Consider the following 14,686-nt stretch of genomic DNA (forward strand, 5'->3'; position numbering starts at 1 on the left):
TGCTGTGACCGGGATCAAGACGACCGGCGAGAAGAAGCTGATGCTCTTCTCCGGCCGCGCCCACCCCGAGCTGGCCGAGGAGGTCGCCCATGAGCTGGGCGTCAGCTTGGTCCCGACCAAGGCATTCGACTTCGCGAACGGCGAGATCTACGTCCGTTTCCAGGAGTCCGCGCGTGGCGCCGACTGCTTTCTGATCCAGAGCCACACGGCTCCGATCAATAAATGGATCATGGAGCAGCTGATCATGGTCGATGCGCTCAAGCGGGCCTCCGCGCGCTCGATCACCGTGATCGTGCCGTTCTACGGCTATGCCCGTCAGGACAAGAAGCACCGCGGCCGTGAGCCGATCTCGGCCCGTCTGATCGCGGACATGCTCAAGACCGCGGGCGCCGACCGTATCCTCACGGTCGATCTGCACACCGACCAGATCCAGGGCTTTTTCGACGGCCCGGTCGACCACCTCTTCGCGCTGCCGGTGCTCGCGGACTACGTGGGCGCCAAGGTCGACCGTTCCAAGCTGACCGTGGTCTCCCCGGACGCGGGCCGGGTGCGCGTCGCCGACCGCTGGTGCGACCGGCTCGGCGCCCCGCTGGCGATCGTGCACAAGCGCCGTGACCCGGATGTGGCCAACCAGGTCACGGTCCACGAGGTCGTGGGGGATGTGCGCGGCCGGGTGTGTGTCCTGGTCGACGACATGATCGACACCGGCGGCACCATCTGCGCCGCGGCGGACGCGCTGTTCGCCAACGGCGCGGAGGACGTGATCGTGACGGCCACCCACGGTGTGCTGTCCGGACCGGCCGCGGACCGGCTGAAGAACTCGAAGGTGAGCGAGTTCGTCTTCACCAACACCCTGCCCACCCCGAGCGAGGTCGAGCTCGACAAGATCACGGTGCTGTCGATGGCGCCGACCATCGCCCGCGCGGTGCAGGAGGTCTTCGAGGACGGCTCGGTGACCAGCCTCTTCGAGGAACACTGATGGCCACCGGCGACTTAGGGGCCGCCGCCCCGCGCACCCGCCGACCGATCTGAGGCCACCCCGCCAGGGGTGGCCTCAGCCATGTGCCGGGGCAGGTGCCGGGGCACGTGCCGCGAGACGGTAGAATTGCCGGGTTGCTCGGCGAGGGAAGCTGTGTGCGGTGGCGTACGCGGCTCGTCCGTTATCGACGCGCTCTTCGTAGAGATGGTCTGTCGTGGGCCGGGTGACGGCCGTCAGATCGTTCCATTGACTACGAGGAGTGCAGCCATGGCTGAGGTCAAGATTTCCGCCAAGACCCGTACCGAGTTCGGCAAGGGTTCCGCCCGCCGCGCCCGCCGCGAGGGCCTGGTCCCGGGTGTGGTGTACGGCCACGGCGCCGAGCCGGTCCACGTCAACCTGCCGGGCCACGACCTGATGCTCGCGCTCAAGACCCCGAACGTGCTGCTCAGCCTCGACGTCGAGGGCAAGAAGGAGCTCGTCATCCCCAAGGCCGTCCAGCGCGACGCCATCAAGGGCTTCCTCAAGCACGTCGACCTGCTCCTGGTGAAGCGCGGCGAGAAGGTCACCGTCGAGATTCCGGTCCACACCGAGGGCGACCTGGCCCCCGGCGGCAACCTGCTGGAGCACCTGCTGAACGCGCTGCCGGTGGAGACCGAGGCCACCCACATCCCGGAGTCGGTCACCGTCTCGATCGCGGGCCTGGACGCCGGTCACTCCGTCCTGGCCAAGGACATCACCCTGCCGGCCGGCACCACCCTGGCCGTGGAGGAGGACGCCGTCGTGCTGCAGGTCGTCTCCGCGCAGGCCGAGGCCCCGGCCGCCGAGGGCGAGGCCGCGGGCGAGGAGGCGTAACCGACGCCGTGGAGGCGTGACGCGAGGCGTCAGGCGGCAACGCCCGCCGAAGCGGCCTGACGCCGAGGCGGCCTGACACCGAAGCGCCCAGCGCCCGCCGAGGCGTCGACGCCCCCGACCGCCCGTTCCGGCCGCCGTCCCGCCCCGTGCCCCGCCCTGGGGCCGGGTCCGGGGCGGCGGCCGGTCCTTCACTCAGGAGCTCGAGGAGACACCCAGATGACGGACGCAGCGAGCCCCTGGCTCGTCGTGGGCCTCGGCAACCCCGGGCCCGAGTACGCCGGCAACCGCCACAACGTCGGCTTCATGGTGGCCGATCTGCTGGCCGACCGCATGGGCGGCCGCTTCAAGGCGCACAAGTCCCGTGCGCAGGTCGTCGAGGGGCGCGTCGGTGCGCCGGGCCCGGCGAGCCGCCGGGTGATCGTCGCCAAGCCGATGTCGTTCATGAACCTCTCGGGCGGCCCCACCACCGCGCTGCGTGACTTCTACAAGGTGCCGGTGGGGCAGATCATTGCGATCCACGACGAACTGGACATCGACTACGGCGCGCTGCGGCTGAAGCTCGGCGGGGGTGACAATGGCCACAACGGCCTGAAGTCGATCACCAAGTCGCTGGGCCCGGACTACTTCCGCGTCCGCTTCGGGATCGGCCGGCCGCCCGGCCGGATGGATGTCGCGACCTTCGTGCTCAAGGACTTTTCCGCCTCTGAGCGCAAGGAGTTGGACTATTTCGTGGACCGCGCCGCGGACGCCGTGGAGACGCTGATCGTCGACGGCCTGGAGCGCGCGCAGGGCACCTACAACTCCTGACCCCCTCCCGACCCCCGCGCGGGCGGCCGCCCGCCGATGGTTGACCGGCGGGCTCGGATGTCGCCAGGATCGCCGCCATGTCTTCCACCGGCACGATCAAGCGCAGCCGCAAGCGGCGGGCGGGCGAGAGCGCGTACGGACTGCTGCTGCTCACGAAGAACGTGGTGATGGCGCTCCTCGCGCTGTTCGTACTCGTCGCGGGGGTGTGGTACTCGTGGGCGACCGCCAAGCCGGCGATGTTCACCAAGAACCTCGAACGCGGCACCGTCACGGTCGCCGCCTGCGACGACGACTGGTGCACCGGCGCCTTCGCGCCCGCCGACGGCTCCGGCCACGCCCGCGCCAAGGTGCGGATCGACAAAGCGGTCGCCGACGGCCCTGGTGACCGCCTGCCGGTGGCCCTCAAGCCCGGCTCGGACGAGGCCGTACGGACCGGTGCGACCGGAATCCTGCACGCCTGGGTCCCCTTCGCGGGCTCCCTCCTGCTGGCCGCGCTCATGGTCGCGGGCGGCCTCCGCATGCGCCGCACCGCCTGGGCCCTGGGCCTCACCGGCGCGGCCCTCCTGGCGGCGTCCTTCGCCACGCTGACGTTCTGAGACCCCCAGGCCTCCGGCACGGGGCGGTACGGCGGGTCGGCCGCGGCGGCGAAGCCTGCTGCGGCAGGGGTCCGGGGCGCAGCCCAGGGAGCCCTGGCAAGAACTGCCCTGGGCCGCTCCGCAGGAGCGGCCCAGGGCAGTCCCGGGACCGGCCGACCGCAGGTCAGCCCGTGTTGCGCAGGCCCGCCGCGACGCCGTTGACCGTCAGGAGCAGGGCGCGGGCGAGGAGCGGGTCGGGGTCTTCGCCGCGTTCGTGGGCGGTGCGCTGGCGGTGGAGGAGCGAGACCTGGAGGTAGGAGATCGGGTCGAGGTAGGCGTCACGGACGTGGAAGGTCTGCTTCAGCACCGGGTTGGAGTCCAGGAGCTCGGTCTCGCCGGTGATCCGCAGCACCTCCCGGACGGTGAGCTCGTGCTCGGCCTCGATGGTGGCGAAGACGTGCTTGAGCTCGTCCGGGACCAGCGTGTCGACGTAGTGCCGGGCGATCCGCAGATCGGTCTTGGCGAGCGTCATCTCCACGTTGGACAGGAAGTTCCGGAAGAAGTGCCAGTGCTGGTGCATCTCGTCCAGGGCCGCGTCCAGGCCCGCCTCGCGGGCGGCCTTGAGCCCGGAGCCGACGCCGAACCAGCCGGGGACGATCTGCCGCGACTGGGTCCAGCCGAAGACCCAGGGGATGGCCCGCAGCCCGTCGAGGCCGGCGCCGGAGTCGGGGCGCCGGGAGGGGCGGGAGCCGAGGTGGAGTTCGGCGAGCTGGTCGACGGGGGTGGAGGCGAAGAAGTACGCGGGGAGGTCCGGGTCCTCGACCAGCGCGCGGTAGGCGCGGTGGGCGGCCTCCGAGACGGTGTCCATGGCCGCGTCCCAGCGGGCCAGCGCCTCGTCGGACTGGCGGGGGGCGGTGTGCAGGGCGGAGGCCTGGAGCGTGGCGGCGACGGTCAGCTCCAGGTTCTCCCGGGCGAGGGAGGGGACGAGGTACTTGTCGGAGATGACCTCGCCCTGCTCGGTGACCTTGATCTCGCCTTCCAGGGTGCCCCAGGGCTGGGCGAGGATCGCGTCGTGGGTGGGGCCGCCGCCGCGGCCGACGGTGCCGCCGCGGCCGTGGAAGAGGCGCAGCCGTACGCCGTGCCGGTGGGCGACGTCGCGCAGCAGCCGCTGGGCGCGGTGGATCTCCCACTGGGAGGTGGTGATGCCGCCGAACTTGGAGGAGTCGGAGTAGCCGAGCATGACCTCCTGGACGTCGCCGCGCAGGGCGACCAGCCGCCGGTAGGAGGGGTCGGAGAGCATGTCGTCGAGGAGCTGGTCGGCGATCTTGAGCTCTTCGGTGGTCTCCAGCAGCGGCACGATGCCGATCTTGGCCCAGCCGGCGTGCAGGTCGATCAGGCCGGCCTCGCGGGCGAGGACCGCGGCGGCGAAGACGTCGTCGGAGCCCTGGCACATGGAGATGATGTACGACTCGACGACCTCGGGGCCGAACCGTCCGAAGGCCTCGCGGATGGTGTGGAAGACGCCGAGGGTCTTGGCGCCCGCGGCGTCCAGCGGCGCGGGGGTGGGCGCGAGGGGGCGGCGGGAGCGGAGTTCCTTGGCGAGCAGCTTGCGGCGGTAGTCGCGGGGCATGTCGGCGTACCGCCAGGATTCCTCGCCGAGGCGGTCGAAGAGCTGGCCGAGCGCGTGGTGGTGGGCGTCGGCGTGTTCGCGTACGTCCATGGTGGCCAGCTGCAGCCCGAAGGCGGCGAGGGTGCGGATGGCGCGCTCCATGCGGCCGTCGGCGATCAGCTGACCGCGGTGGGCGCGCAGCGAATCCTGGATGAGGTGCAGGTCGGCCAGGAGGTCGGCGGTGCCGAGGTAGTCGCGGCCCGGCTGATGGGGGGTGCCGCCGGCGAGGCGGGTGCGGGTGTTGAGGAGCTTCTGCCGCACGCAGGTGGCCTTGAGGCGGTAGGGCTCTTCGGCGTTGAGCCGCTTGTAGCGGGGGCTGATCTCGGGGAGGAGTTCCAGGTCGCGCTGGAGGGAGTCCAGGAGCTCCTCGGAGGCGTCGGAGTTGCGGATGGAGCTGGAGAGGGCGGCGCGCAGGTCGTCGACGACGGCGAGGGCGTCGGTGATGCCGTGTTCGTGCTGGAGGATCAGCACGTCCCAGGTGACCTGGGGGGTGACGTTGGGGTTGCCGTCGCGGTCGCCGCCGATCCAGGTGCCGAAGGTGAGGGGGCGGGTGGTGGCGGGCAGCGGGGCGCCGACGCGCTCCAGCTCGGCGGACAGGTCCTCCAGCACGTCGCCGACGGCGCCCGCGTGCAGTTCGTCCAGGTAGTAGATGGCGTTGCGCGCCTCGTCGGCGGGCTCGGGGCGGGCGACGCGCAGTTCGTCGGTCTGCCACAGGAGGTCGATGTTCTCGGCCAGGCGCAGGTCGGTGCGGCGCTTGTCGCCGCCGACGGCGAGGGTGTCGAGGAGTTCGGCGATCCGGCGCAGCTTGTTCAGGACGGTGCGGCGGGCGGCCTCGGTGGGGTGGGCGGTGAAGACGGGGCGGACGTTGAGGTGGCGGACGGTCTCCCGCAGGTGCTCGGGGTCGGCGTCCTTGAGCTGGTCGGCGGTGCGGGAGAGCAGCCCGCCCTCGGCGGCGCGCTTGGCGCGCAGTTCGCGGCCGCGGTGCACCTGCTCGGTGACGTTCGCCAGGTGGAAGTACGTGGAGAACGCGCGTACGAGCTTGGCGGCCGTCTCCAGATCGGTGTCGCCGAGCAGCTCCGCGGCGGCCTCGCCGTCACTGCGGGTGAGGGCGCGGACGCGCTCGACGAGGTCGAGGAGGTCGGGGCCCTCCTGCCGGACGAGCGTTTCGCCGAGGAGGTCACCCAGACGGCGGATGTCGGCACGCAGGGCGGCATTGGTGTTGTCGGCACTGCTCACAGGTGCGGGCTCCTTGCAGTGTTCGGGCACTGGTGGGGTGATGACGGGACCGAAACGCCGTGGCTGCCTGTACCACCGGCCCCGGGACCCCCGTGCTGTCGGCGAGATGCGGACCGCGCTGTCCGACGCCACCAGGATAGGCGGCACGCCCTCGAGGGAATCCATAGCCCTATTGCCCCGCTTCGGGGCCCTGCCATACTTACGTCGCCGTAGGTTACGGTCCCGTAGCCGTACCCCCGAGCCCCACGAGGGATCCCATGACTGCAAGCCCCGACGTGATCGACGACGCGCCCGGCGCCCTCCGGGACGAGGCAGAGCACCCACTTCCCTCCGCCACGCTCGGCGGGGACAGCAAGCGCTCCATCGAACAGATCACCCTGCTGCTCTTCATCACCGTTCCCTTCCTCGCCCTGGCCGCCGCCATCCCGCTGGCCTGGGGGTGGGGGGTCAGCTGGCTGGATCTGGCGCTGATGGTCGTCTTCTACTACATCGGCTGCCACGGCATCACGATCGGCTTCCACCGCTACTTCACCCACGGCTCCTTCAAGGCGAAGCGGCCGCTGCGGATCGCGCTGGCGATCGCCGGGTCGCTGGCGGTGGAGGGGCCGCTGGTGCGCTGGGTGGCCGACCACCGCAAGCACCACAAGTTCTCCGACGCGGAGGGCGACCCGCACTCCCCGTGGCGGTACGGGGAGAGTGTCCCGGCGCTGATGAAGGGCCTGTGGTGGGCGCACATCGGCTGGATGTTCGACGAGGAGCAGACCCCGCAGCACAAGTACGCCCCGGACCTGATCAAGGACGACGCCATCCGCCGGATCTCCCGGCAGTTCGTGGTCTGGACGCTCGTCTCGCTGCTGCTTCCCGCGCTGATCGGCGGTCTGGTCACCTGGTCCTGGCAGGGCGCGGCGACCGCGTTCTTCTGGGGATCGCTCGTCCGGGTGGCGCTGCTGCACCACGTCACCTGGTCGATCAACTCGATCTGCCACGCGGTCGGCAAGCGCCCCTTCAAGTCGCGCGACCGGTCCGGCAACGTGTGGTGGCTGGCGGTGCTCTCGTGCGGTGAGTCCTGGCACAACCTGCACCACGCGGACCCGACCTGCGCCCGCCACGGCGTGATGAAGGGCCAGCTGGACTCCAGCGCCCGGCTGATCCGCTGGTTCGAGAAGGCGGGCTGGGCGTATGACGTGCGCTGGCCCAACGAGGCCCGTATCGACGCCCGCCGTAAAGAGGAAACCGCCGAAGCGGCATGATGGGGAGCGTGGCGACCGACAGTAATACCAGCGGTGACAAGGACCGGGCGGCCCGCGCCTCCGGTCCCGGGACCCGGCGCGCGCGCCGGGTGCGGATGACCGGCAAGGAGCGCCGGGAGCAATTGCTGGACATCGGTCGCGCGCTCTTCGCCGAGCGCGGCTTCGAGGGCACGTCGGTGGAGGAGATCGCGGCCAAGGCCGGGGTCTCCAAGCCGGTGGTCTATGAGCACTTCGGCGGCAAGGAGGGGCTGTACGCGGTCGTGGTGGACCGCGAGATGCGCCGGCTGCTGGACATGGTGACCGGGGCGCTGACCGCGGGCCACCCCCGTGAGCTGCTGGAGCAGGCGGCCTTCGCCCTGCTCGACTACATCGACGCGTACACCGACGGCTTCCGCATCCTGGTGCGCGACTCCCCCGTCGCCCAGTCGACGGGCACCTTCTCCTCGCTGATCAGCGATATCGCCACCCAGGTCGAGGACATCCTCGGCCTGGAGTTCAAGGCCCGCGGCTTCGACCCGAAGCTCGCCCCGCTCTACGCCCAGGCGCTGGTGGGCATGGTCGCGCTCACCGGCCAGTGGTGGCTGGACGCGCGCCGGCCGAAGAAGGCCGAGGTGGCGGCGCATCTGGTGAATCTGGCCTGGCACGGCCTGGACGGTCTGGAGCCCAAGCCCCGGCTGATAGGCCACCGCAAGTCCTGACCCCCGGGGGCTGGTCCGCGCCCCCGCCCCCGCGAGATGATGTGATCCACGGGGGAGGGGGCTGCTCATGTCCACGGGGGAACGGTCGGAGGCACGCAAGAAGACGGTCGGCGCGGGGCCGGGCTTCTGTCATGCGCTGGGCCTGCTGATGCTGGCGATCTCGGAGTGGGTGCGGGCCGATCTGAAGGACGCGACCTCGCTCGCCTCGCACTCGTATCTGAAGAACATGATCGAGTTCGCGGCGGACCTGTCCGAGACGGACTGGTACAAGCCCGCGGTGGATCTCTACGACAAGATCTCCTTCGGCCAGCCGCGCGCCGCCCTGTGGGCGGCCGTCTTCATGGCCCTGGTGGTGCGGCTCAACCGGCACGGTCCGGAAGAGGCCCAGCAGGCGCTGTCGTGGGTGACCGCCGCGTACTGTCTGCTGGCCACGGTCGCCCTCATGCCGTACCTGGCCGCCCCGGGCGGCGGGGTCATCCTGCTCCTGGCGCTGAGCGCGGGCCTGGTGCACGTGGCGACGCGCTGAGTCAGCCCTGGTACACCATGGTGCACAGCAGCGTCCGGCCGCCGTTCACCACCCACGACCAGTAGTACGTACGGTCGCCCTGGACCCGGGCGCAGTTCGCTGCGGAGGGGTTCGCCGGGGCCTTGTAGACGCCGGTGATGTGCAGGATCTGGTTGTACCGGGAGGGGACCCGCTTCGCGTCGCAGTCCACCCCGGTCATCAGACCGGCCTGCATGGTCGCCGACTGCCCACTGCCCGACTGCTTCGCCAGCAGGCAGTAGCCCACCTTGAACTGGCGGGTCAGACACAGGGCGACGGTCTGCCCGCGCGAGGTGTACGACATGTAGTTCCGGCCCGGCCCCTGGCTGCAGGCGCTGCTGCTGGAGCGCACGGCGCTCACCCACACATAGGCGTTGTAGGCACTGCAGCCGACCCGGTAGGGGACCTGGGTGTTGTATTCGCCGTAGCCGGTGTCGTACACGGCGAGGCAGTCACCGGCGCTCACCGCCCGGTACGCCTCCGCGGTGGGGTCCGGCGCCACGGTGGGCGTTGCGGGCGGCTGGGTCTCCACCGAACCGCCCCCTCCCCCGCTGCCGCCGCCAGGCTGCTGCCCGCTGCCCCCGGAGCCGTAGCTGGGCAGCGACGAGGTGGGCAGACCACTGGGTATCCCGCTGGGCACACCGCTGGGTATCCCGCCGGGGAGCGTCGGCAGGCGCGAGGAGCCACTGGACGGGGCGGCGCTGCCCACGAACGACGTCTTGTCGTCGTCCTCGACGACCTGCGGCAGCACGACGACGGCGAAGGCGAGAGCGGCGGCGACCAGTATCCAGACCCCCCGCTGCCGCTGCTCCTCACTGCCCCCCGCGTTCGCTCCCGAACCAGCCCCGCCCGACGCGCCGCCCATGGCTCTCCCCCGTGGAAACCTTGGCCCATTCATGTGGTTGTTCAGCGCGTCCACGGTCTCATGACACACGGCTCAGGGGGAGCTTGCTGCGGCAAAGCGTGCCTGGCCTGTGACCTCCTCGGCTTCACGGCACCGAGGTGATTCCCCCGTCGGGAGCCACAGGCGTCGGCCGACGGCTCGCCGTCAGGGCTTGACGATCGCGTCGCCGATGGCGAAGCCCTTCGCCGGGCCGTCGGGGACGACCGCATCGGTCCCGTACGGGACGCGGTGCTCGTCGGCGTAGACGGCCTTGTCGGGGTTGGGGGAGGTCAGGACGGTGACCGTCCCCTCGCCGTCGAAGTCGTCGACGATGACGTACAGCGGGATGCCCGCCCGGGCGTAGGCCCGGCGCTTGCGCTTCCTGTCGCGCGATCGGGCTTCATGGCCGGGCGAGACCACCTCGAAGACGGCCTCGACGCCGCTCGCGTCGACTCCCAGATTCTCCTCGTCGGGGATCTCGTCCAGGTCCCCGGGAGCGATGAACAAATCAGGGATCCAGACCTTGCGGCGGTGGATGACGTTGATGTCGTGGTAGACGAGGTGATCGTCATCCGCAATATGGGCCTCCAGAGCCCGACGGAGACGGTTGATGGCCACGCCATGGCGGCGACGGCCGGTGGGCGATACCTCGATGGACTCCTCGATGATCTCGGCCCGGTAGCCCTCGGGGAGTTCCATGGCCTTCCACGCCTGCCACAGAACCTCGTCGAGGGCAGCAGCCTCGTTCCCGGAAGCCGACGGCGAACCTTCGTCCACGGCGGGGCACACCTCGTACGCGAGAGCGGTCATCGTGAAGCACCTCCTCCATGAAGTGTGGGCGCGGGCGCCACTGCGGCACAAGCGACACCGGGACGCTATGCCGCCGACGAGCGCCGCCACCGCCCGAACGAGATCGGATCATCCGATCGGGTGAGTTTCAGACGACCGACTCCAGGAACTCCAGCCGGTTGCCGACCGGGTCCTGGGAGTAGAAGCGGCGGTGGCCCGGCAGGTTCTCGTCCCGGACGACCTTGGCGCCGCGCTCCGCCAGCCGTGCCGCGAAGGCGTCGATGCCCGTGACCCGGAGGCCCGGGTGGGCCTTCTTCGACGGCCGGAAGTCCTCCTCGATGCCGAGGTGGAGCTGGATCGGGCCGCATCGGAACCACAGACCGCCGCGCGCCGCCAGGGCGGGGGGTTTGGGGATCTCGGTCATGCCGAGCGTTTCGCCGTAGTACGCGCGGAGCGCGTCATCGGCGCCTGGCGGGACGGCCAACTGCACATGGTCGAGCGCGGCGAGCATCATTCCCCCTTGCGGGCGACGGCGAAGATGCGGCGGAAGGGGAAGGCCGTGCCGTGCGGGCCGGGCGGGTAGGCCTTGCGGAGGAGGTCGGCGTATTCGGCGAGGAAGGCGTCGCGGGCCGTGGGGTCGTCCTGAAGGGCGGTGAGGACGGGGCGCAGGGCGGTGCCCTTGACCCAGTCGAGGACGGGGTCGGGGCCGGTCAGCATCTGGATGTAGGTGGTCTCCCAGGCGTCGACCTCACAGCCGAGGGCCGCCAGCCGCTCCAGGTAGGCGGCCGGGTCGAGGACGGGGGCGGAGTGCGGGCGGGGTGCGGGGAGGCGGTCGCGCCAGCGGGGGGACTCGGTCAGCTCGGCCAGGAGGGTGTGGCTGGGCGCGGTGAAGTTGCCCGGGACCTGGAAGGCGAGGGTGCCGCCCGGGCGGAGGGCGGCGACCCAGGCCGGGAAGGACTCGGGGTGGCCGGGGACCCACTGGAGCAGCGCGTTGGAGACGATCAGGTCGAAGGTCTCGTCGGGGACCCAGTGCGCGGCGTCGGCGGGGCGGAAGTCCAGCAGGCCGCCGCCCTCGGGGGCCGTGTGGGCGCGGGCGGCCTCCAGCATCTCGGCGGAGTTGTCGAGGCCGGTGACATGGGCGTCGGGCCAGCGGTCGAAGAGGAGGACGGTGACGTTGCCGGCGCCGCAGCCGAGGTCGGCGATGCGGGGCGGGCGGCCGGGGGCGGTGGGGAGGTCGGGGATGCGGGCGAGGAGGTCGAGGAAGGGGCGGGTGCGGTGGCCTGCGTGGCGGAGGTACTGCCGCGGATCCCAGTTCGGTGAAGAGTGCATGGCGAAGCCCCCTGGCAGGTACGCATGTGTGCGGCGATCTACGCTGTCCCGGCCTACGGTGCTCCAGGAGGTATCTTGATGTCAAGAGACTTCATGTCGACAGACCTACTACACTGATCGCCATGGAGGACGAGGTCGATCGGCTGGTCGCGGCGTGGCGCCGGGAGCGCCCCGACCTCGACGTGGAGCCGCTGGAAGTGCTCAGCCGCGTCAGCAGGCTCGCCCGCCATCTCGACCGGGCGCGGCGGATCGCCTTCGCCGAGCACAATCTGGAGCCCTGGGAGTTCGACGTGCTGACGTCGCTGCGCCGGGCCGGCACGCCGTATCAGCTCTCGCCGGGGCAGCTGCTCACCCAGACCCTGGTCACCTCGGGCACCATGACCAACCGGATCGACCGGCTGGCGAAGAAGGGCCTCGTCGAGCGGCTGCCCGACCCCAGCGACCGGCGCGGGGTGCTGGTGCGGCTGACCGTCGAGGGGCGCGACCGCGCCGACCAGGCGCTCGCCGGGCTGCTCGACCAGGAGCACGCCATCCTCGCCGAGCTGTCCCAGGCGCAGCGGGCCGAACTGGCCGCGCTGCTACGCCAGCTGACCGCCCCGTTCGACAATCTCCCCGGTTAGGTCGACGGGGCCCACCCCGGCCCGGCGGGCCAGGGCCACGGCCGCCAGGGTGGAGTGCACGCCGAGCTTGCCCAGCACGTTCTGCATATGGGTGCGGACCGTGTGCGGGGACAGATACAGCCGCTCGGCGACCGCCTTGCGGCCGAGCCCGGCCACCATGCAGCGCAGCACCTCGCGCTCGCGCGGGGTCAGCGACTCGACCAGCCGCTCGCTCTCGGTGCGGTGCTTACGGGCGGCCGTCAGCTCCCGCAGCACGCCGGTGAGCAGCGCGGGCGGCAGATGTGTCTCGTCGCGGAGCACACCGCGGATGACCGCGAGCAGCCGGGAGAGCGAACAGTCCTTGGCGACCCAGCCGCACGCCCCGGCCTGCAGGGCCGCCGCCGCCCGGCGCGGGTCGTCGCGCTCGGCCAGCACCACCGTACGCACGCCCGGCTGTGCCGAGCGGACCCCGCCGACCAGCGAGATGCCGTCGGCCGCGCGCCCGGCCGCGATCCGGCCGGGCGCCACACGGCCGTTCGCGACGCCGCCGCCGGCAGGACCGCCGCCGGCAGGACCGCTGCCGACAGCCCCGCCGCCCACGGCACCGCCGGTGAGCGATCCGCCGCCCAGGGCGCCATTGCTTGTCGTCGCGCCGCTCATCAGCGACTCGGCGGACGCGGGCAGCGGCTGTGGGGGGATGCCGACGGCCCCCCTGGCCCCCCTCGCCCCTACGGCTTCCCTGCCCAAGTCCGCGTCGACCAGCATCACATCGAAGCGGCGCCCCTCGGACGCCCCGCGCTCCAGGCAGCGCAGCGCCGCCGGACCGCTGCCGGCCGCCGCGACCTCCACGTCCTGCTCCGCCGCGAGGGCGGCCGCCAGCGACTCGGCGAAAATACGATGGTCATCGACCACGAGAACCCGAATACGTGCCACGGAACCCCCCACGTCGCCGGATACGGAAAAACCCAGTGCGGGTACGGCGCCCGGTGCGAGGATCGCCGCAACCGCACGGCCGCCGCCGTGCTGATCACTACCCCACCCCGGGCGTCGTACCTGCCTGTCTCGCCCCCTGATAAGCGTCGGCCCCCACCGACGCTGTGCACAGCGTACGGCCGGGATCCGACACCGGGGGTGAATTTCGGCAAAACTGACCGTCGGCGCACCGACGTTGACCCGCTCTCGTGAGGATCGTGTTCCGTTGTGAGGAGTAAGTCAACGAATCCGTACGGGATTTGATCGGTCGAGCAGTCAACCGACCGATCAGAGACGGCAGTTAGGCCAGCCGACGCGCCCCCGCGCTCGGCACCGCCGGGAAGATCCGCGGGGCCCGGTACCCGGCCGCCGCGAACGCCTCGGTCACCGCCTTCCCGACCGCCTCCGCGTCCGCCTCCTCCACCAGCACGATCGCCGAGCCGCCGAAGCCGCCGCCGGTCATCCGGGCCCCGAGCGCGCCCGCCGCGTTCGCCGTCTCCACGACCAGGTCGAGCTCCGCGCAGGAGATCTCGAAGTCGTCGCGGCACGAGGCGTGCCCGTCGGTGAGGACCGGGCCGATGGACCGGGTGGCGCCCGCGTCAAGGCGCTCGATGACCTCCTCCACCCGGTGGTTCTCGGTTACCACATGGCGGACCCGCCTCACCAGCGTCTCGTCGCCGGCGAGCGTGTCGAGGGCGTCGTCCAGCCGCTCGTACGCGACATCGCGCAGGGCCCGCACCCCGAGCGCCCGCGCGCCCGCCTCGCAGGCGGCGCGCCGGTTGGCGTACGCGCCGTCGCCAAGCTCGTGTTTGACCTGGGTGTCCACGACCAGCAGCCGCAGTCCCTCGGCCGCCAGATCGAAGGGCACCTGTCGCAGGGCCAGCTCACGGGTGTCCAGGAACAGCGCGTGCCCGTCAGCGCAGCAGGCGGACGCGGTCTGGTCCATGATCCCGCAGGGGACGCCGACGAAGACGTTCTCCGCGCGCTGGCACAGCTGGGCGATGCGCAGCGGCTCGAGGCCGAGCCCGTACAGCTCGTTCAGCGCGGTGGCGGTCACCACCTCGAGCGCGGCGGAGGAGGACAGCCCCGCGCCCGTCGGCACCGTGCTGGTGTAGTGCAGATCCGCCCCGCCGGCCGCGGCGCCGGTCAGCGCCCCCGCGTCGCGCAGCGCCCACACCACGCCCGCCGGGTAGGCCGCCCAGCCGCCGCGGTCGCCGCCCGCGTCGTCGGCGACCGGCACGAGATCGTCCACGCGCAGCTCGACGACCCCGCCCGGCGCGTCCCCGGAGTGCAGCCGCAGCACCCCGTCGGTGCGCGGGCGGGCGGCGGCCAGGCAGGTGTGCGGCAGCGCGAGCGGCATGACGAAGCCGTCGTTGTAGTCGGTGTGCTCACCGATCAGGTTGACCCGGCCCGGGGCCGCCCAGACACCCTCGGGCTCGGCCCCGAACACCTTGCGGAAACCCTCCGCCGCGCGGTCCGGGCCGCTCACACTGTCACTCACGGG

Annotated in this window: 15 protein-coding genes; 8 read left to right on the plus strand and 7 right to left on the minus strand. The window is 71.6% G+C overall.

From position 1 onward, the window contains the following. Positions 1–4 precede the first annotated feature (4 nt). From ACFZDL_RS20025 to ACFZDL_RS20040, 4 genes are all read left to right on the plus strand, one after another. The gene (locus tag ACFZDL_RS20025; RefSeq protein WP_065963677.1) at positions 5–979 is read left to right on the plus strand and encodes a ribose-phosphate diphosphokinase; all 975 of its coding nucleotides are present in this window, start codon (positions 5–7) and stop codon (positions 977–979) included. 267 nt (positions 980–1,246) lie between these two features. Continuing rightward, the gene (locus ACFZDL_RS20030; protein WP_353587667.1) at positions 1,247–1,831 is read left to right on the plus strand and encodes a 50S ribosomal protein L25/general stress protein Ctc; all 585 of its coding nucleotides are present in this window, start codon (positions 1,247–1,249) and stop codon (positions 1,829–1,831) included. A 216-nt stretch (positions 1,832–2,047) separates the two neighbouring features. Further along, on the plus strand, positions 2,048–2,638 hold the full coding sequence (gene pth, locus ACFZDL_RS20035; protein WP_353587669.1) for an aminoacyl-tRNA hydrolase: 591 nt from the start codon (positions 2,048–2,050) through the stop codon (positions 2,636–2,638). 77 nt (positions 2,639–2,715) lie between these two features. Continuing rightward, on the plus strand, positions 2,716–3,234 hold the full coding sequence (locus ACFZDL_RS20040; RefSeq protein WP_353587671.1) for a hypothetical protein: 519 nt from the start codon (positions 2,716–2,718) through the stop codon (positions 3,232–3,234). A gap of 163 nt (positions 3,235–3,397) precedes the next feature. On the opposite strand, the gene ppc is transcribed toward ACFZDL_RS20040, so the two are convergent. Next, positions 3,398–6,118: a phosphoenolpyruvate carboxylase gene (gene ppc, locus ACFZDL_RS20045; protein ID WP_353587673.1), complete on the minus strand. Its 2,721-nt coding sequence runs from the start codon at positions 6,116–6,118 to the stop codon at positions 3,398–3,400. Positions 6,119–6,375: 257 nt separating this feature from the next. Between ppc and ACFZDL_RS20050 the strand changes: the two genes are divergently transcribed. The 3 genes from ACFZDL_RS20050 (at position 6,376) to ACFZDL_RS20060 (ending at position 8,592) form a co-directional block, all read left to right on the plus strand. After that, a complete protein-coding gene (locus ACFZDL_RS20050) occupies positions 6,376–7,368 on the plus strand; it encodes a fatty acid desaturase (RefSeq protein WP_353587675.1) in 993 nt (330 codons plus the stop codon). Next, positions 7,368–8,066 carry a TetR/AcrR family transcriptional regulator gene (locus ACFZDL_RS20055; protein WP_353588140.1) on the plus strand — a complete coding sequence of 233 codons (699 nt, stop codon included), beginning with the start codon at positions 7,368–7,370 and terminating at the stop codon, positions 8,064–8,066. The genes ACFZDL_RS20050 and ACFZDL_RS20055 overlap by 1 nt, the downstream gene beginning before the upstream one ends. A 67-nt stretch (positions 8,067–8,133) precedes the next feature. Then, positions 8,134–8,592 carry a hypothetical protein gene (locus ACFZDL_RS20060; RefSeq protein ID WP_353587677.1) on the plus strand — a complete coding sequence of 153 codons (459 nt, stop codon included), beginning with the start codon at positions 8,134–8,136 and terminating at the stop codon, positions 8,590–8,592. Position 8,593: 1 nt separating this feature from the next. Here the strand turns inward: ACFZDL_RS20060 and ACFZDL_RS20065 are convergent, their stop codons facing one another. The 4 genes from ACFZDL_RS20065 to ACFZDL_RS20080 form a co-directional block, all read right to left on the minus strand. Then, positions 8,594–9,475, minus strand: coding sequence for a hypothetical protein (locus ACFZDL_RS20065; RefSeq protein WP_353587679.1), 882 nt, complete (start codon positions 9,473–9,475; stop codon positions 8,594–8,596). A gap of 183 nt (positions 9,476–9,658) precedes the next feature. Next, positions 9,659–10,303, minus strand: a complete 645-nt coding sequence (locus ACFZDL_RS20070; RefSeq protein ID WP_353587680.1) for a Uma2 family endonuclease — start codon at positions 10,301–10,303, stop codon at positions 9,659–9,661. Between the two features lie 127 nt (positions 10,304–10,430). After that, entirely contained in the window at positions 10,431–10,793 is a 363-nt protein-coding gene (locus ACFZDL_RS20075) for a VOC family protein (protein WP_353588142.1), read from the minus strand. Continuing rightward, on the minus strand, positions 10,793–11,611 hold the full coding sequence (locus ACFZDL_RS20080) for a trans-aconitate 2-methyltransferase (protein ID WP_353587682.1): 819 nt from the start codon (positions 11,609–11,611) through the stop codon (positions 10,793–10,795). Before ACFZDL_RS20080 ends, ACFZDL_RS20075 begins: the two co-directional genes overlap by 1 nt. 122 nt (positions 11,612–11,733) lie before the next feature. On the opposite strand from ACFZDL_RS20080, the gene ACFZDL_RS20085 reads away from it, so the two are divergent. Continuing rightward, positions 11,734–12,231, plus strand: a complete 498-nt coding sequence (locus tag ACFZDL_RS20085; protein ID WP_311726340.1) for a MarR family transcriptional regulator — start codon at positions 11,734–11,736, stop codon at positions 12,229–12,231. Here ACFZDL_RS20085 and ACFZDL_RS20090 read toward each other — a convergent pair. Together ACFZDL_RS20090 and galK are read right to left on the minus strand one after the other, a co-directional pair. Further along, positions 12,190–13,143, minus strand: a complete 954-nt coding sequence (locus ACFZDL_RS20090) for a response regulator transcription factor (RefSeq protein WP_353587684.1) — start codon at positions 13,141–13,143, stop codon at positions 12,190–12,192. The two genes, ACFZDL_RS20085 and ACFZDL_RS20090, sit on opposite strands and share 42 nt — an antisense overlap. Positions 13,144–13,483: 340 nt before the next feature. Continuing rightward, positions 13,484–14,683: a galactokinase gene (gene galK, locus ACFZDL_RS20095; protein WP_353587686.1), complete on the minus strand. Its 1,200-nt coding sequence runs from the start codon at positions 14,681–14,683 to the stop codon at positions 13,484–13,486. Positions 14,684–14,686: the final 3 nt, after the last annotated feature.

It is taken from the genome of Streptomyces sp. NPDC007917 (assembly GCF_042959105.1).
In the GTDB taxonomy this organism is placed as follows: Bacteria; Actinomycetota; Actinomycetes; order Streptomycetales; family Streptomycetaceae; genus Streptomyces.

What these genes read in the sequence shown, in the direction of transcription:
- ACFZDL_RS20030 (WP_353587667.1), top strand. Translation starts at nt 1,247, where the DNA reads ATGGCTGAGGTCAAGATTTCCGCCAAGACCCGTACCGAGTTCGGCAAG.
- pth (WP_353587669.1), top strand. Translation starts at nt 2,048, where the DNA reads ATGACGGACGCAGCGAGCCCCTGGCTCGTCGTGGGCCTCGGCAACCCC.
- ACFZDL_RS20040 (WP_353587671.1), top strand. Translation starts at nt 2,716, where the DNA reads ATGTCTTCCACCGGCACGATCAAGCGCAGCCGCAAGCGGCGGGCGGGC.
- ACFZDL_RS20050 (WP_353587675.1), top strand. Translation starts at nt 6,376, where the DNA reads ATGACTGCAAGCCCCGACGTGATCGACGACGCGCCCGGCGCCCTCCGG.
- ACFZDL_RS20055 (WP_353588140.1), top strand. Translation starts at nt 7,368, where the DNA reads ATGGGGAGCGTGGCGACCGACAGTAATACCAGCGGTGACAAGGACCGG.
- ACFZDL_RS20060 (WP_353587677.1), top strand. Translation starts at nt 8,134, where the DNA reads ATGTCCACGGGGGAACGGTCGGAGGCACGCAAGAAGACGGTCGGCGCG.
- ACFZDL_RS20065 (WP_353587679.1), bottom strand. Translation starts at nt 9,475, where the DNA reads ATGGGCGGCGCGTCGGGCGGGGCTGGTTCGGGAGCGAACGCGGGGGGC.
- ACFZDL_RS20070 (WP_353587680.1), bottom strand. Translation starts at nt 10,303, where the DNA reads ATGACCGCTCTCGCGTACGAGGTGTGCCCCGCCGTGGACGAAGGTTCG.
- ACFZDL_RS20075 (WP_353588142.1), bottom strand. Translation starts at nt 10,793, where the DNA reads ATGCTCGCCGCGCTCGACCATGTGCAGTTGGCCGTCCCGCCAGGCGCC.
- ACFZDL_RS20080 (WP_353587682.1), bottom strand. Translation starts at nt 11,611, where the DNA reads ATGCACTCTTCACCGAACTGGGATCCGCGGCAGTACCTCCGCCACGCA.
- ACFZDL_RS20085 (WP_311726340.1), top strand. Translation starts at nt 11,734, where the DNA reads ATGGAGGACGAGGTCGATCGGCTGGTCGCGGCGTGGCGCCGGGAGCGC.